The sequence below is a fragment of the Nocardia vermiculata NBRC 100427 genome (assembly GCF_001613265.1).
Lineage (GTDB): Bacteria > Actinomycetota > Actinomycetes > Mycobacteriales > Mycobacteriaceae > Nocardia > Nocardia vermiculata.
The window spans coordinates 144,535-163,085 of sequence record NZ_BDCA01000017.1 but is presented as its reverse complement, the minus strand read 5'-3'; the positions used below and the strand labels follow the sequence as shown (position 1 = coordinate 163,085).

The window sequence follows — 18,551 nt, the reverse complement described above, 5'->3', positions numbered from 1 at the left end:
TGCCACCGCGCCCGGCGATACCGGATCCGCAGACACCGCCGCGCCCGAGTCCGCAGCGGACGTCGCGGGCGCCACCGCCGTAGGTCGCGACACCGCACCGGCGTTTCCGCTGCGGCTACCGTGGCTGCTGCTGATCGCCGCGATCGTGCTGGCGGCGGATCTGGGCACCAAGGTGCTGGTCGTGGCGAAGATGACACCGGGAGAGCCGATTTCGGTCATCGGTGACCTGGTCCGGCTGAATCTGATCCGCAATTCGGGCGCGGCGTTCTCGATGGCCACGGGGATGACCTGGCTGCTGACCCTGATCGCGGTCGCGGTGGTGATCGGAGTGATCCGGATCGGCCGGACGTTGCGCTCGCTGAGCTGGGCGATCGGTCTCGGGCTGGTACTCGGTGGCGCGGTGGGAAATCTGGTGGACCGGATCTTCCGCGCACCCGGCCCGCTGCAGGGCCATGTCATCGACTTCATCGCGGTGACCCGCTGGTGGCCGGTGTTCAACATCGCCGACTCCGCCATCGTGTGCGGCGCGATTCTGCTGGTGGTGCTGACGGTGTTCGGATTCGAACCCGACGGCACCCGGACCCGTGACAAGGAGGCGGGCGAATGAGAGAGACCCGGGCGATGCCGGTTCCCGACGGTCTGGAGGGGATGCGCGTCGACGCCGGTCTGTCGCGATTGCTGGGCTTGTCGCGGACCGCGGTGGCGAATCTCGCCGAGGACGGTGCGGTGCAGATCGACGGCACCGCAGCCGGGAAGTCGGATCGGCTCGTCGCGGGCGCCTGGCTGGAAGTCGAGTTCCCCGAACCGAAACGGGAACTGACCGTCGATGTGACCCCGGTCGAGGGAATGACCATCCTCTACGCCGACGACGACATCGTCGCGGTGGACAAACCGGTCGGGGTCGCCGCGCACACCGGTGTCGGCTGGTCGGGGCCCACCGTGGTCGGTGGCCTGGCCGCGATGGGATACCGCATCTCGACTTCGGGCGCGCACGAACGGCAGGGCATCGTGCACCGCCTGGATGTCGGAACGTCCGGGGTGATGGTGGTCGCGCAATCCGAGCACGCGTACACGATGCTCAAGCGCGCCTTCAAACAGCGCACCGTCGAGAAGCGGTATCACGCGCTGGTGCAGGGGCATCCGGACCCGTCCAGTGGGACCATCGACGCGCCGATCGGGCGGGCGCGCGGCGGTGACTGGAAGTTCGCGGTCACCGCGGACGGGCGGCCCAGTGTCACCCACTACGACACCGTCGAGGCGTTTCAGGCCGCCAGCCTGCTCGACGTGCATCTGGAAACCGGCCGCACCCACCAGATCCGGGTGCACTTCTCCGCGATCCGGCATCCCTGCTGTGGCGATGCGACCTACGGCGCCGATCCGCGGCTGGCCGAGCGGCTGGGGCTGGCCCGCCAGTGGCTGCACGCCCGCAGCCTCGGTTTCAGCCATCCCGCCGACGGCCGCTGGATCGAGATCACCAGCGACTATCCCGACGATCTGGCGCATGCGCTGGATGTTCTGCGGGCAGCCTGAGCGGCGGTGAGCGTGCGCGGGCGGTGGCGCACCGCGGCCGGTCCAGTCCTGGTGGCCGCGGTGGTAGCGGCGGTGGTCGCGCTGGGCTGGGCCCGTCCGCCCAGTAGTTCACTGGTCGGCACCGACCGGCTGGGGCCCGATTCCGGGGAGCCGGTCGCCGCGTATCTCGACCGCGCGCACGATTCGCTGCCGGGTGGTGACACCGGGCCGCGGTGGGCGCTGGTGACCTTTCGCACCGGGCTCTCCACCGGAGCCGTGGTGAATGCGGTAGCGGGGCTGCGTATTTCGCAGGTGCTCTATCACGTGCCGATCGATCGGGTGTACACGCCGGTGATCACGGTGCCGGTCCCGGCCGGGGAGGCGGCGCTGCGGGCGGCACAGCCGGCGGCAGCGGGCGCGATGGACCACGTCGTCACCGACGACGACCGGTCGCGGCGCATCGCCGGTGTGCTGGCGGCTCGGTTGCACGAAGGCTGCGCGTGTGTGGTGAATCTGGTGGTGCGGGGCAGTCTCGCGCAATTGCGCGGCCTGATGTCGCATGCGGATGTGCGCAGTGTGCAGGCCCTGCCCGCCGATGCGTCCGCCGGGACCTTCGCGGTACTACCGCTACTACCCGAGCAGGTGGACACGGTGGTGCCGGGACCCGACGACGGAGCGGTGCCGGCGCCGTGACGTGCGACCGACTCGCGTCCGGTTCGCCCGGAACGTTCTAGGCTGTCGGACATGTCGATCACCGAGCAGTACACCCGCGCATCCGGGCTGAGCGCGGCCGAGGTGGAACAGCGGGTTCGGGACGGACAAGCCAACGATGTGCCCGACCGGGCGAGCCGATCGGTGGCCGACATCGTCCGTGCCAATGTCCTCACCCGGATCAACGCCATTCTCGGCGTGCTGTTCGTACTGGTCATGGCCACCGGATCGATCATCGACGGCATGTTCGGCCTGCTGATCGTGGCCAACAGTGCGGTCGGCATCATCCAGGAACTGCGCGCCAAGCGGACCCTGGACGAACTCGCCATCGTCGGGCAGGCCAAACCGGTGGTGCGGCGCGACGGTGTCGCCGGTGAGGTGGGCCCCCAGGAGGTCGTGCTCGACGATCTGATCGAACTGGGACCGGGCGATCAGATCGTGGTCGACGGTGAGGTCGTCGAGTCCGAACTACTCGAGGTCGACGAGTCGCTGCTCACCGGCGAGGCCGACGCCGTCGACAAGCCGGTCGGCGCGACGGTGATGTCGGGCAGCTATGTCGTCGCCGGATCCGGTGCCTACCGCGCCACCAAGGTTGGGCGCGATGCCTACGCGGCGCAGCTGGCCGAGGAAGCCTCGAAGTTCACGCTGGTCGATTCGGAGCTGCGCCGGGGTATCGACACGATCCTCAAGGTCATCACCTACCTGCTGATCCCCGCGGGCCTGGTGACCATCTACAACCAGCTGTTCTCCAGCCACGACTCCTGGCGCGACGCGCTCAACGGCATGGTCGCGGCCCTGGTGCCGATGGTGCCCGAGGGACTCGTGCTGATGACCTCGATCGCCTTCGCAGTCGGTGTGGTGCGGCTGGGGCAACGCAAATGCCTGGTCCAGGAGTTGCCCGCGATCGAGGGACTGGCCCGCGTCGATGTCGTGTGTGCCGACAAGACCGGCACGCTCACCGAGAACGGCATGCGGCTGTCGGAACTACGGCTGGTCGGTGATGTCGACGAGGCGCGGCTGCGCTCGGTGCTGGCCGCCCTCGCCCACGACGATCCGCGCCCCAACGCCAGCGTGCTCGCGATCGCCGAGGCGATGACCGAGGACCCGGGCTGGCACTCCACCGGAGTGGCGCCGTTCAGTTCGGCCAAGAAGTGGAGCGGAATCTCCTACGGCGACGACGGCAACTGGCTGCTCGGCGCCCCGGATGTGCTGCTGGACCCCGAGACCGACATCGCCGCCACCGCACAGGACATCGGCGCCCAGGGACTGCGGGTGCTGTTGCTGGCCTCCTCGGATCGCCCGGTGGACGATCCCGCCGCGCCGGGGACCGTGCACCCCCAGGCGTTGGTGGTACTGGAACAGAAGGTGCGGCCGGACGCCGGCGAAACCCTGGAATACTTTGCCGACCAGGATGTCTCGATCAAGGTCATCTCCGGTGACAACGCGGTGTCGGTCGGCGCGGTGGCGTCCTCGCTCGGGCTGGGCGACGGGGAACATGCGGTCGACGCCCGCGGGTTGCCGTCGCAGCAGCAGGAATTGGCCGATGTGCTGGAGCGCGAGACCACGTTCGGCCGGGTACGACCGGATCAGAAGCGGGCGATGGTCGGCGCACTGCAGTCGCGCGGGCACACCGTCGCGATGACCGGTGACGGCGTCAACGACGTGCTGGCGCTCAAGGACGCCGATATCGGCGTGGCGATGGGGTCGGGGAGTCCGGCCACCCGCGCGGTCGCGCAGATCGTGCTGCTGGACAACCGATTCGCGACGCTGCCCTATGTGGTGGGCGAGGGACGGCGGGTGATCGGCAACATCGAGCGCGTGTCGAACCTGTTCCTCACCAAGACCGTGTACTCGGTGCTGCTGGCCTTCCTGGTGGGGGTCGCCGGAATCGGTTCCAAGATCTTCGATTACGAACCGCTGTCGTACCCGTTCCTGCCCCGGCACGTGACCATCGCCGCCTGGTTCACGATCGGCATCCCCGCCTTCATCCTCTCACTCGCCCCGAACAACGAGAGGGCGCGAACGGGTTTCGTACCGCGGGTACTGCGGTTGGCGGTGCCTTCGGGAGTGGTGATCGGGGTGATGACCTTCGTCGCGTACCTGGTCGCCTACAACAATCCCGATCGCGGGCTCGGTGTGGAGGACCAGCAGGTGCAGACGGGGACGACGGCGCTGATCACGCTGCTGGTGATCGCGGTATGGGTGCTGGCGATCGTGGCGCGGCCGTGGTCGTGGTGGAAGATCGTGCTGGTCGCCGGTTCGGTCGCCGGTTATCTGATCCTGTTCACGGTGCCGTTCACCCGTCACTTCTTCAAACTCGATCCGTCCAATGCCGAACTGACCGGGGTGGCATTCCTCTGCGGCGCGGTCGGTGTCGTGCTGGTCGAGTTGATGTGGTGGCTGACGGCGATGGTGACCGGTGAGAAGCGGCAGCTGTTTCCACCGGTGGCGGGTCGGTCCCGCTGAGCGACGGCCTGTTCCGGCGGCTCTACTGGTCGCATGGTATGGCGCGCCGTGAACCTCGTTGTCCCGGGCATCTATTCGACACGCGAGTACCTTCTGCACTATGGAGGTCCTGCTGCATCAGATCGACGCGTTCGCCGATGCGCCCTTCACCGGCAACCCGGCGGCGGTGATGCCGCTGCTGGCGTGGCTGCCCGACGAACTGCTGCAGCGGCTGGCCGAGGAGAATCGGCTGTCGGAGACGGCTTTCTACACCTCGTCGCTGCCGCCGGAGGCCGGATTGCCGCCCGGTGACGGCCCGGCCTTCTGGCTGCGCTGGTTCAGTCCCACCACCGAGATCGACCTGTGCGGGCACGCCACCCTGGCGGCGGCCGCGCAGATCTTCGACGATATGCATCCGGTCGCGGAAGTAGTGCACTTCTACACTCGCAGTGGGTGGCTCGGTGTGCAGCGTCGTGGTCCCGATCTCGTCCTCGACCTGCCCGCGGCCGAATCCCGCGATACCGTGCCCGATCCGGATCTGATCGCCGCACTCGGCGTCCGCCCGGTGCGGGTGCTGACCGGCCCCGACGAGCTGGTGGTCGTCGCCACCGAAGCGCAGGTGCGCGGGGCACGCCCGAGTTTCACCGCCTTTCCGCGGCTGGCGCGCGGGGTGATCCTCACCGCTCCCGGCGACCGCACCGATTTCGTATCACGGTTCTTCGCTCCCGGCGTCGGGGTCGACGAGGACCCGGTCACCGGTTCCGCGCACGCCCAGCTGGCCCCGCTGTGGGCGCGCGAGTTCGGGCGCCGGGAGCTGTCGGCCCGGCAGTTGTCGTCGCGGACCGGGCGCCTGCACTGCACGGTGACGGGGTCACGGGTGCTGCTCACCGGCCGCTGCCACCGGTATCTCGACGGGGTGGTCCGGCTGCCACACCCCGAGGTGCTGCCGACCCTTGGATGAGGGAGCCCGCCCGATGCACCGTGGCGGCCGAAATCTGCTCGACAGGTATTGCCGGACGGAAGTAGCGTGCGCGTGGTGTGGTCGCGTGGATCGGTGAGTGATTCGGGGCAGGCGGCACCCGATGCGGGTGCGGGGGAACCGGCGGGGCGGCGGTGGCGGATCGGCCGCGCGACGGCCGGTGGTGGCGTGGCGGTGGGGGCGGGCGCCTATCTGGTCTGGGGAATGTTCCCCGCGTACTTCGGAGTCCTGGATTTCGCCGGCCCGATCGAGATCCTGGCGCAGCGGATCCTGTGGACCCTGGTGGTGGTGCTGGTGCTGCTGTTCGCCGCCGGGCGCTTGCGCGAGATGCGCACCATCGACGGGCGGACCTGGCGGCTCGCGGCGGTCGCGGCGGCAGCGATCGCACTGAACTGGGGAACCTACGTCTACGGGGTCACCTCCGGGCACGTGGTCGAATGCGCGCTCGGATACTTCATCAATCCGCTGGTCACCGTGTTGTTCGGGGTGTTGCTGTTCCGGGAACGGCTGGTCTGGCCGCAGTGGGTGGCGCTCGCGCTGGGGGTGTCCGCGGTGGTGGTGCTGACCGTCGACTACGGCAAGCCACCGGTGATCGCACTGGTGCTGGCCTGTTCGTTCGCCACCTACGGACTGGTGAAGAAGGTGATCCGGCTCGACCCGATGCGCAGTGTGGCCGCCGAGGGAGTGGTCTCGGCACCGTTCGCACTGGCTGTGATCGTCGTGCTGGGATTGCGAGGCACCGCCGAATTCGGGCACGGCGCGGGCCACACCGCGCTGCTACTGAGCTCCGGCCCGGTGACCTTGCTGCCGCTGCTGCTGTTCGCCTTCGCCGCCTCGCGGACCGCGCTGTCGACCATGGGCATGTTGCAATACCTCACTCCGGCACTGCAATTGGCATGGGGCGTGCTGGTGGGTCACGAGCCGATGCCGGCCTCGCGCTGGATCGGCTTCGGGCTGATCTGGGCGGCACTGGCGATCTTCACCGCCGATGCGCTACGCCGATCGCGGCGGGCTCGGTCTCCTCAGGCCGACACCGCGACGCCGAGCGACATCGCCGCCAGGAAGCGTGGCGCGGGGGAGTCGTAGAACCGGTCCACCTCGGTGATCTCGAATCCGGCCTCCTCCAACAGGCCCCGGATATCGCGATCGAGATGGCACCCGCCCGCGATCACCCCCTGGATCGGATCCAAGCGGTGCTGCCAGGTGCGCACCTGCGCGTCCGGCGCCAGACCGTGCTCCACGAAATGCAACTGCCCACCCGGCACCAGCACCCGCCGCACCTCCTGCAGTGCGAGCGCGATATCGGGAATCGTGCACAGCGTCCAGGTCGACAACGCGCTGTCGAAGCTGTTGTCCTCGAACGGCAGTGCCTGTCCGTCCAGACCCGCCCGCTCCACCGGCACCGAGGAATCCGCGATCCGGGCGGCGGCCATCCGCCACCCCAGATCGGCGGGTTCCACCGCACCGACCCGGGTCACCGCGGCGGGATAGAACGGCACATTGCGCCCGGATCCGAAGCCGATCTCGAGGACCCGGCCGTGCAGTCCCGCGCACACTCGTTTGCGCAACCGTTCGTTGGCCGCCATGCCACAGGTCCGGTCGATCAACCGCGGAAGTATCCGCTCGCTGTAGATTCCCACTCCACCACTGTGTCAATTCACCGCGTCCACCGCCACCGCGTTCACCGGGTCGGTGGCACGTACTTCTCGATCCAGGTGCTGACGTAGGAGAGCACTTCGGGAGCCATGGTGGTCTGGATGACGGGATATTCCGAGGGGCTTCCGGTATCGGCGGGCTGCATCAGATGGTTCAGGCCGTCGAAGACGTGGATATCGGCCTCCGGGTTGCCGGCGAGGTCGGCCCGCGCGGCCGGTGCGCTCTGATCGGCCGGCACCTGCATATCCTTGGTGCCGTAGAACGCGAGCACCGGGATGTGCAGCGCGCGCAGCGCGGGAGCGGGGTCGTAGTCGATCAGGGCGTCGAAGTACGGGCTGGTCAGCTGGTCGATCGCGGCCTGTGGCTGGCGTTGCTCCGGCGGTAGTGCGTCGTTGTGCTCGGTGGCGAAGCGGCGCACCTGGTCCAGATCGCCGCTGCGGATCAGGGTGGTCAGGGTGGAGACGTATTCGACCTGCTCGCGCACCTGCTCGGGGGTGGCGCCGGAGCTGCGCAGCAGCAACTCGTTCTGCTTCACCAGCACCTCCGAACCGGAGACGGCGGGCCCGGCCATCAGGATCACGAAGGCGAGATTGCTGTCGGGACGTTGCGCCGCCAGGGGGGCCAGATAGCCGCCCTCGCTGTGGCCGAGCAGGCCGATGCGGTTGCCGTCGATATCGGAGCGGGTGCGCAGGTAGGTCAGCCCGGCCATGATGTCGTCGGTCAGGTCGGTGTAATCGGAGGTGTCGAGGTCGCCGCCGGTACCGCCGACGCCGCGATCGTCGGTGCGCAGCACCGCATATCCGGCGCGAGTGAGGGTGTCGGCCAGCAGCAGGAACGGTTTGTGCCCGGCGATCTGCTCATCGCGGTCCTGCGGACCGCTGCCGGTCACCAGGACCACAGCCGGATGCGGGCCGGGTGCCTCGGGCAGGGTGAGGGTTCCGGCGATGGTGATGTCACCGCTGCGGTAGGTGACATCCTCGGACGGGTATGGCCACGGCGGGTGCGGTTCCTGCGGCCGGAGCGGTGTCGGCACCGCGCCGCGGTGCAGCGTCAGCGGCAGATCCTGCCCCGACTGGGTGAAGGTGCCGGTGATGGTGTCACCGGCCTTGTCGAAGCGGCCGTGGAAGGCGGGGTTGCCGGGCAGCCCGGTGATGGTGAAGGTGATCGCCTCCGGCGTCAGGTCCACGTTTTCCAGCGGCTGGTCGTAGACCCCCTGTAGCGGGACCGAGGCGGTGCCGCCGTCGGAGGTGAAGGTGAAGCCGATCGGTAACTGCTGTTCGGCGATCTGCAAGGCGCCGTTCCAGTCGCCGGTGACCGCTGGTTCCGGAGGAGCCGAGGACGAATCGGAGCCCGAGCAGGCCGCCACCAGTGCGACCGCGAGCACGAGGGCCACGAGTGCGCCACCGAGCCGGCGTGATGTCGGTGAGGCGGCCGTCGATCGACCAAATCCCGGCAAAACAGACTTGTATGAGCGCGGCGATCCCATCCGTCAACCATGTCATATCCGGGGTCGGAAAGGCATTTTCGCAGTTCCCAACGGTGTGTGCCGGAATCATCGTTCGGGCGATGCCATTGCCCGAGCAACGGTACGCCCGTACCGTAGATGGGTGAGCAACGACGCTTTACCCGCAGGTGCTGCGGTGCTACCCGCTGGTGTGAGCGGTGTGGCCGCAGTCGAATTCGAGCCCCTGGTGCGCAACTTCGCGCGGATCGTCGGGGGCCGTGCCGGAGCCGGTGGCGGCCTGACGGTGCTGCGGCACGGCGAGCCGGTGGTCGACATCTGGACCGGGCACTCCGATCCCGCCACGCCCTGGACCCGCGATACGGGCAGTGTGGCCTTCTCGGCGACCAAGGGCATCGCCTCCACGGTCATCCATCGCCTGGCCGATCGCGGCCTGATCGACTACGCCGCCCCGGTCGCGGAGTACTGGCCGGAATTCGGTGCGGCGGGCAAATCGCGGATCACGGTGGCACAGGTGCTCACTCATCGGGCCGGTCTGTCCGCGTTGCCGAATATCGCCACCGGGCTCGACGAGGTGCTCGACCACGAACTCATGGAGCATCGGCTGGCCGCGGCCGCCCCGGACCGGCTGCTGGGCATCCCGGCTTATCACGCCCTCACCTACGGCTGGTTGCTCGCCGGTCTGGCCCGGGCGGTCACCGGCTCGAGTATGCGCGAGCTGTTCCGTACCGAAGTGTCCGAACCGCTCGGCATCGACGGGTTGCATCTGGGGCATCCGGCGCCGGGGGCGGGAACGGCCGTCGCCGCGCTCGCCGGGTCTAAGCTGGAGGTGGCCGGAACCGCGTTGGGGGCGCTGGTTCTCGGGCAGGCGGGACACTTGCCCGGCCCGGCCGGTGCCGCGACCCGTGCCTTGTTCCTGCCGGGGCTGCATGCGCTGTTCGACGGTGCGGATCCGGCGATCCTCGCGACCGAGATGCCGGCCGGGAACGGGGTTTTCACCGCGCCCGCGCTGGCATCGGTGTACGGGGTCCTCGCCGAGGACGGTATGCATGCCGGACGCCGGTATCTGTCGGCATCGACGATGCGGCGGATCCGCCGCATCCAGACCCACCGGCTCGATCACGCGCTGTTCTACTTCCCGATGATGTGGCATCTCGGGTATCACACGTTCCCGTTCCCGGGCGCTGCCGGTGGGTTCGGCCATATCGGTCTGGCCGGCTCCTTCGGCTGGGCGGAACCGAGGCTGGGACTGTCGGTCGGGTTCGTGCACAACCGGTTCACCCCGCAGTCGTTCGTCTGGGATCAACTGGCGGCGGCCTGGGTGTTACCGCTGGCGGTCCGCGGCGGGCGGGCCATGGAGGCCGGAGTGCGTCGTCCGTACCGGGAACGCGCGGCCTGACTCGCCGGTACGGCGAACTGTCCTGCCGCACACCGAATCCGGTGCTGCAGCGGAGGTCGTTCGCCGTGCCGGCGTGCGGGTCAGGTCAGGTAGCGGTACGTGGGGGAATCGGGATCGAGCTGTTCGCACTGGATGGGCGAGTTCGCCATCCGGGCCAGCAGCGGCCCGATCCCGGCCGGTTCGCCCAATTCGATACCGACCAGCGCGGCGCCGATCTCGCGGTTGTTGCGCTTGATGTACTCGAACAGGGTGATGTCGTCGTCGGGACCGAGAACCTCGTCGAGGAAGCGGCGCAGCGCACCGGGTTCCTGCGGGAAGTCGACCAGGAAATAGTGCTTGAGCCCGCGGTGGACCAGCGACCTCTCGATGATCTCGCCGTACCGCGAGATGTCGTTGTTGCCGCCGGACAGCAGGCATACCACCGTCGAGCCGGGCTCGATCTCGATATCGGCCAGTGCCGCAACCGACAGCGCACCCGCCGGTTCGGCGATGACGCCCTCGTTCTGGTACAGCTCGAGCATCGCGGTGCAGATGGCGCCCTCGTCGATCTGCATCATCCGGAACGAACCGGCCCCGGGGGGAGGCTCGGTGCCGATCAGTAGCGGTAACGAGGCGTGTGAGACCACCCGGCCGCCGAAGCCCGACACCGCCGCGTAGGGCAGGTCGCCGACGCGCCGCACCGCCGCGCCGTCCACGAACGGATCCACCTCCGACAGCACCACCGGGCCGCCTTCGATCAGGGCCGCCGTCATCGAAGCCGCACCGGTGGGCTCGACCCCCAGCATCGCGGTCGCGGGCGAGCGGTCGCGCAGATAGGTGCCGATGCCGGCCAGGCAGCCGCCACCACCGACCGGGACGATCACCAGATCGGGTGCGGTGGGCAGTTGCTCGAGCAGTTCCACTGCGACGGTGCCCTGTCCGGATGCGGTACGCGCATCGTCGAACGGGGGAACCATTGTCGCACCGGTACGCTCTACATCCGCGGCGGCCGCGGCGGCCGCCGCGTCGAAATTGTCGCCGACGGCGATCAGTTCCACGAAGTCGCCGCCGTGGGCGCGGATACGGTCGCGCTTCTGCTTGGGTGTGGTGGTCGGAACGTAGATCCGGCCTTGGATCTGCATCGAGCGGCAGGCGAAGGCGACGCCCTGGGCGTGATTACCGGCACTGGCGGTGACCACACCGGCCGCACGTTCGGCCGATTCGAGCTGCACGATCAGGTTGTAGGCGCCCCGCAGTTTGTAGGACCGGACCGGGGTGAGGTCTTCGCGCTTGAGGTAGATGTTCGCGCCCGTGGCCGCCGACAACCGCTCGATACGCTGCAGCGGGGTCGGCTCCATGATCTCCGAAATTCGCTTGGCGGCCGCGTCGATCTCGTCCGCGCTCAGTTCGGGCTGCGGAGTGGACACTTTCGCTACGACATCCAGCGGATCAGACACTCGGATATGTTATCGGGCCCGTGCCGCGGCCTGTTCGGCAGCGGGGGCGCACGAGGTGCGGACGGACCGGTCCGCAGACGAACGCGACGCCCCGGGCCGGGGCGTCGCGTTCGGGATGTGGTTGCCGACCGGCCGGGACCGGCTGTGTCCTCAGGACTTCGGCGTCAGAACGAACAGTGGAATTTCGCGAGTGGTCTTCTTCTGGTAATCGGCGTAGTCCGGGTAGGCCGCCACGGCGCGCTCCCACCACACGGCCTTCTCCTCGCCGGTCACCTCGCGTGCGACGTACTCCTTGACCACATCGCCGTCGCGCAGCTCGACGTCCGGGTTGGCTTTGAGGTTGTAGTACCAGACGGGGTGTTTCGGGGCGCCGCCGAGTGAGGCGACCGCCGCATATTCACCGTTGTGCTCCACTCGCATCAACGGGGTCTTACGCAGCTTGCCGCTCTTGGCTCCGATGCTGGTCACCAGGATGATCGGCTCCTCGCGGCCGGGCAGAACATTGGCTTCGGCCCCATTGGAGGACTCGAATTTCTCGGCCTGCTCGCGGGCCCAGCCGGATGTGCTGGGTGCATATTCTCCGGTAAGTGGCATGACCGGCACAACGCCTGTTCCTCCGCATCTGTTCCCGGCCGGCCCGGGTGTGCAAATCCCGACATAGTTGTACGGATCACCGCCGGTCACCCCCAATGTTCGGTAGACCGAAACTCTGGATACGAGTAGCCTGATCTCATGACCGCGGTGACCCCTCTCGAGTGCCCCGCTCCCCGCATTTCACAGACGGTGGAGGTGGCGGGCGTGCCGTGGCCGGTCTACAAACTCGAAGCTCTCGCACTGGGCGTGCTGGTGGGTCTCGTCCTCGGAGTGGTGTTCGGGTCGGCACAACTCGCCGTCCTCGCTGCTGCCGGGGTGGCGGCACTGCGCTGGACGGCCGGCGCCGTCACCCGGAGTGTGGTCCGCGCCCGCGCGACCGAACCGGTCGACCGCGCCTGCGTGAATCACTGAGCGTGCGGGGGCAGGCCAGCTCAGCTGGTCAGGCAGCCCGGTCCGAGTAGTGCCTTCAGATCACCCATCAGCGCCGAGGACGGCGAGACCCGGAGATTGTCGGCCACCTTGAGCATCGTGGTCCGCTCCCGCGACCCGACATGGCGAATGTGCACATCCGCGGTTCCCGGATGGCTGGACAGCACCCGCTTGAGCGCGCCGACCTTGTCCGGGGTGCACAGCCGGGTCGGGATCGTCACCGCGAGCGGCTTCTCCATTCCGATCGCCGACAGATCCGGAACCACCAGGTCGTTGGCGATCAGCGAGATGCGGTCGTCGCGCACCGAGACCCGCGCCTTCACCAGCACCACCGCGTCCTCGGTGACGTCCATGCCGTACACCGAATAGGCCTGCGGGAAGAACAACACCTCGATACCGCCGGTGAGATCTTCCAACTGTGCCGAAGCCCAGGGCATACCGTTCTTGTTCACCCGGCGCGTCACCGAGGCGAGAATGCCGCCGATGGTCACCTGGGCGCCGTCCTTGACATCGCCCTGCAGAATGGCGGGAATCGGAGTGTCGGCCTGCGCGGCGAGTACATGTTCCACGCCGTTGAGCGGATGGCCGGAGACGTAGAGGCCCAACATCTCGCGTTCCAGTGCGAGCTTGTGCTTGGACTCCCACTCCTCGTCGGGCACCTTGACATCGAAGACCGACGACAGCGAATCGTCGGCATCGTCGCCGAGCCCGCCGAACAAGTCGAACTGGCCGATCGCCTCGGCCTTCTTGGTAGCCATCACCGCGTCGATGGCATCGGAGTGCACCAGCAGCAGGCCCTTGCGCGGATGGTCGAGCGAATCGAAAGCGCCTGCCTTGATGAGGGATTCGGTGACCTTCTTGGTGCAGGCGATGGTATCGATCTTGTTCAGGTAATCGGAGAAGTCGGTGAACTTCGACTTGTCGGCGCGCGCCGAGATGATCGAGGACACCACGTTGGTGCCGACATTGCGCACCGCGCCCATGCCGAAGCGGATGTCCTTGCCGACCGAGGTGAAGTTGTGCACGGACTCGTTGACGTCCGGCGGCAGCACCGTGATCCCGAGGCGGCGGCAATCCGACAGATAGACCGCGGCCTTGTCCTTGTCGTCGCCGACACTGGTGAGCAGTGCGGCCATGTACTCCGCGGGATAGTTGGCCTTGAAGTACGCGGTCCAGTACGAGACCAGGCCGTAGGCGGCGGCGTGCGACTTGTTGAACGCGTATCCGGCGAACGGGAGGATGGTGTCCCACAGGGCCTTGATCGCCGCCTTGGAGAACCCGTTGTCCTGCATGCCCTTCTCGAAACCCTCGAACTCCTGCGCGAGGACCTCGGCCTTCTTCTTACCCATCGCGCGGCGCAGAATATCTGCTCGTCCGAGCGAGTAGCCGGCCACCTTCTGGGCGACGTGCATGATCTGCTCTTGGTAGACGATCAGACCGAAGGTTTCACCGAGAATGTCGGCCAGCGGCTCCTCGAGTTCCGGGTGGATCGGCTTGACTTCTTGGCGGCCGTTCTTGCGATCGGCGTAGTCGTTGTGCGCGTTCATGCCCATCGGGCCGGGGCGATACAGCGCGCCGACGGCCACGATGTCCTCGAAGGCGGTGGGCTGCATACGGCGCAGCAGGTCACGCATCGGCCCACCGTCGAGCTGGAACACGCCCAGGGTGTCGCCGCGGGCGAGTAGTTCGAAGGTCTTCGGGTCGTCCAGCGGCAGTGCGTCCAGGTCGACCTCGACCCCGCGATTGGATTTGGCGTTGTCGATCGCGTCGCCCAGCACCGTCAGGTTGCGCAGGCCCAGGAAGTCCATCTTCAGCAGGCCGATGGCCTCACAGGACGGGTAGTCCCAGCCGGTGATGATGGCGCCGTCCTGGGCTCGCTTCCACACCGGGATGGCGTCGGTGAGCGGCTCCGAGGACATGATCACCGCGCAGGCATGCACACCCGCGTTGCGGATCAGGCCCTCGAGGCCCTTCGCGGTGTCGTAGATCTTGGCGATGTCCGGGTTGGACTCGATGAGCGTGCGGACCTCGGCGGCCTCTTTGTAGCGCTCGTGCTCGGGATCGGTGATACCGGCGACCGAGATGTCCTTGGCCATGACCGGTGGCGGCAACGCCTTGGTGATCTGGTCGGCGATCGCGAAACCGGGCTGGCCGAACAGTACGCGGGCCGAATCCTTCAGCGCCGCCTTCGTTTTGATGGTGCCGAAGGTGATCACCTGAGCGACCCGGTCGCTGCCCCACTTCTCGGTGGCGTAGCGGACCATCTCACCGCGGCGGCGATCGTCGAAGTCGATATCGATATCGGGCATCGACACGCGCTCGGGGTTGAGGAACCGCTCGAACAGCAGACCGTGCGGCAGCGGGTCGATATTGGTGATCTTCAGGGCGAACGCGACCAGCGAACCGGCTGCCGAACCACGTCCGGGACCGACTCGGATGCCGACCTCGCGGGCATGGTTGATCAGGTCGCCGACGACCAGGAAGTAGGCCGGGAAACCCATTTCCAGGATGACGCCGATCTCGTAGTCGGCCTGGTCGAGGTACTTCTGCGGCACACCGTCCGGGAAGCGGTATTCCAGCCCGCGCGCGACCTCCTTGCGCAGCCACGACGCCTCGCTCTCGCCCTCGGGGACCGGGAACTTGGGCATCCGGTCGCGGTGGGTCCAGACCTCTTCGTAGGACTGGACGCGCTCACCGATCTGCACCGTGTTGTCGCAGGCGCCGGGCACCTCGGAATCCCAGAGTTCGCGCATCTCCGCGGCCGACTTCAGGAAGTAGCCGCTACCGCCGAACTTGAACCGATTGGGATCCGAGAGCGTCTTACCGGTCTGGATGCACAGCAGCGCCTCGTGATTGGTCGAGTCGGATTCGTGCACGTAATGGCAGTCGTTGGTGGCCAGCGGCGGGATGCCCAGCTTCTTGCCGATCTCGATCAGACCGCTGCGGACCCGGGTCTCGATGGACAGGCCGTGGTCCATCAGTTCGAGGAAGAAGTTGTCCTTGCCGAAGATCTCCTGCCACTTGGCGGCGGCCTCGAGCGCCTCGCGGTCGTGGCCCAGCCGCAGGCGGGTCTGCACCTCGCCCGACGGGCAGCCGGTGGTCGCGATGATGCCCTCGGCGTGCTGGGCGATGATCTCGGCGTCCATGCGCGCCCACTTGCCGAGCTGGCCCTCGATGGAGGCCAGGCTCGACAGCTTGAACAGGTTCCGCAGTCCGGTCGCGTTCTCGGCAACCATCGTCATATGCGTGTAGGCGCCGGAGCCGGAGACGTCGTCGCTCTTCTGGCTCGGGTCGCCCCACAGGACGCGCTTGGTGTTGAAGCGCGACTCCGGCGCGATGTAGGCCTCGATGCCGATGATCGGCTTGATGCCCTGCTTCTTCGCCGAGTTGTAGAACTCCGCGGCGCCGTACATGTTGCCGTGGTCGGTCATCCCGACCGCGGTCATTCCCAGCCGCTCCGCCTCGGCGAACAGCGGCGAGATCTTCGCGGCGCCATCGAGCATCGAGTACTCGGTGTGGTTGTGAAGGTGTACGAATCCCGAGTCAGCCACGCGGGCGATCCTAGTCGAATTCCGGGCGGCTCACCGCGCGTCGGGGCCGACGAATCACATCGGTGACATTCCCGGGGAGTCCCGGCCAGCGATCTTGCCGCAATCGTCCCCCGATCCAGTGTGCGATCTCACCTCGCGGCCTGCTCGTACGGCCCTTCCGGACCGGGTCCGCGATCTCGTTCGGTCATAGCCGAGCGGTTCCTCGGGTGACGACGGTAACGTCGTGCCGACGCGCCGGGATACATCTGGTGCGAGAGCGGCAAGGGTCTTCGCGCCGCAGCCGGAGCTGTCGCCGGCCTCGCCGATGACGGTCGACCGAGACGAGGGCGGTCGGCCGTCGTCATCGGCGTCCGGGCCGGCCGGCGCCGGGATCGAATCCGACAACCGAGCGAGGGGACAGGAATGCCTACGTTTCGATTCGTGAAATCCGCCGCTGCATTCGGCGTCGCTGCCGCGGCGGGGGCCGCGACCGTGCTCGCCACCGCCGTCCCGGCGGCCGCCGAGGATACCGGCGGCGCGTTCACCACCGTCTATTCACTGGCGAACGGTCCGTGCGCCGCCGTCGTCGATTCCTCGGTCAACGGCGACGCCTATCCGGGGATGGCAGCGTTCACCGTCGAAGTCCGGCTCGCCGGCGTCGGGAACTGCAGTCTGGACGTCACCCTGAATTGGCGCAACACCGAAACCGGGGAGACCGGCAGCGTCACCGAGACCGCCAACGGGCCCGGATACTGGAGCAACAGTGGGCGCTCCGCGTTGTTCGACCCGGGCTACGGGGAGTTCACCGGCACGGTCACCGTGGGGGCCGCGCACATCCCCGAACCGGGCGAGGTCCACTTCTCCAATCATCCGTATCAAGGCTGATCCGGAAACCCCTGCCGTTCCGGAAACCCTTGCCGTGCAGTGAGTTCACGCACCGCATCGAGAGAAGTGCCGATCGCGAGTGAGACGTGACGCCGTAGCGATCTGCGGGCCGCGTGCCCGGCCGTCCACACCGAATGCGGGTGACAATTAACGCATTCGGTGTGTGGGCGCGATGATTCGGGTAGTTCACTACTCGGGATCGTCGTTACCCGGGGCGGGAGGATCGTGGCTATGAAGCGTTTGGTGGTCTGCTGTGACGGTACCTGGGGTACGGAGAGCAATCCGACGGTCTCCAATGTCGTGAAGATCGCCGAGTCGGTGCGTTCGAGTACCACTGTCGCGGGCGAGCATGTGGGACAACGGGTCTTCTACGTCGACGGCCCCGGGTCCCGCGGATATCTGGCCGACAAGTTGCTCGGCGGCGCCTTCGGTCTGGGGTTGGACGCCAATCTGGCCACCATGTACTGGCAGCTCGCATTGAACTGGGTACCCGGGGACGAGATCTACGTATTCGGATTCAGCCGCGGCGCCTACACCGCGCGCAGCCTGGTCGGGATGATCAACCGGCTCGGACTGCTGACGGCCGACGCGATGGTCGATCGCGCCTATCCGCAGGCGCTGAAGATCTATCGGCAGCGCAAGCAGGATCTGGACGCGCCGGATCGGCCGGAATGGGTGGAGTTCCGCAAGGAGCACTGCGTCTACCCGGTGCCGATCACCTTCGTCGGCGTCTTCGACACCGTCGGCGCACTGGGCATTCCGGGACTGACCTCGTGGCGCTACCGCTTCCACGATGTGCGGCTGTCGCCCAATGTGCAGCGGGCGCGGCAGGCGTTGGCGATCGACGAACGCCGCCGCATGTACGCGCCGTGCCTGTGGGAGAACACCGACGACCCGGACCACGGTGCGGGCGGATCCGAGCGGGTGCGGCAGGTGTGGTTCGAGGGCGTGCACACCGATGTCGGCGGTGGTTACACCGACAGCCGGCTGTCGAACCGGTCGCTGCGCTGGATGGTCGACCAGGCACGCGAGGCCGGATTGTGTTTCGACGACGAGCGCATCGGGCAGCTCCTCGAGCGCGACACCGTGACACCCGTCGCGCCGCTGCGGTCGTCGGTCGGACGGGTGCGTGGCCCGTCGCGGTCGAAGAGTGCCCCGGCACGGCCGGTGCGCGAGGCGGCACCGTCGGCGACCGACTCGGCGGCGGCGCCGAGCGATTCGGATTCCCCACTCGCCGCGCAGGACTCGCTCACCGTCTTCTACCGGATACTGAACCGGCTCGGGTGGCTGCTGCATCCGCGCAATCCTCGGTTCTACGCCGATTCCTGGCGCAGGTTGTCCGCACCCGACGATCGGCGGGTATCGCTGGCCGACTGTGCGGTACGCGAGGGATACGACCCACCGAATGTCGACCGCTGGGAGCAGGAACTCGGCTGCGCACCGCCCACCACGGCCATCGGTATCGGCACCGCGATACCCGGCGACGGTGACCCGGCGGACGAAACGGCCGCCTGAC

General features: G+C 67.7%; 15 protein-coding genes. 10 read left to right on the top strand and 5 right to left on the bottom strand.

Features of this window, described 5'->3' with window-relative positions; all coding sequences use genetic code 11:
* The 6 genes from lspA to rarD form a co-directional block, all read left to right on the top strand.
* The coding region (gene lspA, locus NV2_RS18860) for a signal peptidase II (RefSeq protein WP_067875844.1) at positions 1 to 607 on the top strand (607 nt) is incomplete at its 5' end.
* A complete protein-coding gene (locus tag NV2_RS18855) occupies positions 604 to 1,530 on the top strand; it encodes an RluA family pseudouridine synthase (protein ID WP_067875841.1) in 927 nt (308 codons plus the stop codon). The genes lspA and NV2_RS18855, both read left to right, overlap by 4 nt.
* 6 nt (positions 1,531 to 1,536) lie before the next feature.
* Positions 1,537 to 2,202 (top strand): hypothetical protein, encoded by a 666-nt coding sequence (locus tag NV2_RS18850; protein WP_245662667.1) that lies wholly within the window; start codon positions 1,537 to 1,539, stop codon positions 2,200 to 2,202.
* Positions 2,203 to 2,253: 51 nt separating this feature from the next.
* Positions 2,254 to 4,686, top strand: a complete 2,433-nt coding sequence (locus NV2_RS18845; RefSeq protein ID WP_067875835.1) for a cation-translocating P-type ATPase — start codon at positions 2,254 to 2,256, stop codon at positions 4,684 to 4,686.
* 100 nt (positions 4,687 to 4,786) lie between these two features.
* Positions 4,787 to 5,626, top strand: a complete 840-nt coding sequence (locus NV2_RS18840; RefSeq protein WP_067875833.1) for a PhzF family phenazine biosynthesis protein — start codon at positions 4,787 to 4,789, stop codon at positions 5,624 to 5,626.
* A gap of 159 nt (positions 5,627 to 5,785) precedes the next feature.
* Positions 5,786 to 6,730: an EamA family transporter RarD gene (rarD, locus tag NV2_RS18835; protein ID WP_067875938.1), complete on the top strand. Its 945-nt coding sequence runs from the start codon at positions 5,786 to 5,788 to the stop codon at positions 6,728 to 6,730.
* Here the strand turns inward: rarD and NV2_RS18830 are convergent.
* Both NV2_RS18830 and NV2_RS18825 read right to left on the bottom strand, forming a co-directional pair.
* Positions 6,667 to 7,284: a class I SAM-dependent methyltransferase gene (locus tag NV2_RS18830; RefSeq protein ID WP_067875830.1), complete on the bottom strand. Its 618-nt coding sequence runs from the start codon at positions 7,282 to 7,284 to the stop codon at positions 6,667 to 6,669. The two genes, rarD and NV2_RS18830, sit on opposite strands and share 64 nt — an antisense overlap.
* 41 nt (positions 7,285 to 7,325) lie before the next feature.
* Entirely contained in the window at positions 7,326 to 8,693 is a 1,368-nt protein-coding gene (locus tag NV2_RS18825; RefSeq protein WP_067875827.1) for an alpha/beta hydrolase family protein, read from the bottom strand.
* Between the two features lie 214 nt (positions 8,694 to 8,907).
* Here NV2_RS18825 and NV2_RS18820 point away from each other — a divergent pair, with 214 nt between their 5' ends.
* Positions 8,908 to 10,161 carry a serine hydrolase domain-containing protein gene (locus NV2_RS18820; RefSeq protein WP_067875824.1) on the top strand — a complete coding sequence of 418 codons (1,254 nt, stop codon included), beginning with the start codon at positions 8,908 to 8,910 and terminating at the stop codon, positions 10,159 to 10,161.
* 80 nt (positions 10,162 to 10,241) lie between these two features.
* Here NV2_RS18820 and ilvA read toward each other — a convergent pair whose 3' ends face one another.
* Positions 10,242 to 11,597 carry a threonine ammonia-lyase IlvA gene (gene ilvA / locus NV2_RS18815; RefSeq protein WP_067875821.1) on the bottom strand — a complete coding sequence of 452 codons (1,356 nt, stop codon included), beginning with the start codon at positions 11,595 to 11,597 and terminating at the stop codon, positions 10,242 to 10,244.
* A gap of 150 nt (positions 11,598 to 11,747) precedes the next feature.
* Positions 11,748 to 12,191 carry a nitroreductase family deazaflavin-dependent oxidoreductase gene (locus tag NV2_RS18810; protein ID WP_067875818.1) on the bottom strand — a complete coding sequence of 148 codons (444 nt, stop codon included), beginning with the start codon at positions 12,189 to 12,191 and terminating at the stop codon, positions 11,748 to 11,750.
* Positions 12,192 to 12,329: 138 nt separating this feature from the next.
* Here NV2_RS18810 and NV2_RS18805 point away from each other — a divergent pair, with 138 nt between their 5' ends.
* A complete protein-coding gene (locus tag NV2_RS18805; protein ID WP_067875815.1) occupies positions 12,330 to 12,602 on the top strand; it encodes a hypothetical protein in 273 nt (90 codons plus the stop codon).
* Between the two features lie 20 nt (positions 12,603 to 12,622).
* On the opposite strand, the gene dnaE is transcribed toward NV2_RS18805, so the two are convergent.
* On the bottom strand, positions 12,623 to 16,171 hold the full coding sequence (gene dnaE / locus NV2_RS18800; protein WP_067875812.1) for a DNA polymerase III subunit alpha: 3,549 nt from the start codon (positions 16,169 to 16,171) through the stop codon (positions 12,623 to 12,625).
* Between the two features lie 420 nt (positions 16,172 to 16,591).
* Between dnaE and NV2_RS18795 the strand changes: the two genes are divergently transcribed.
* On the top strand, positions 16,592 to 17,035 hold the full coding sequence (locus tag NV2_RS18795; RefSeq protein ID WP_067875809.1) for a hypothetical protein: 444 nt from the start codon (positions 16,592 to 16,594) through the stop codon (positions 17,033 to 17,035).
* Between the two features lie 231 nt (positions 17,036 to 17,266).
* Positions 17,267 to 18,550, top strand: coding sequence for a T6SS phospholipase effector Tle1-like catalytic domain-containing protein (locus tag NV2_RS18790; RefSeq protein WP_067875805.1), 1,284 nt, complete (start codon positions 17,267 to 17,269; stop codon positions 18,548 to 18,550).
* The last annotated feature ends 1 nt before the right edge of the window (position 18,551 follow it).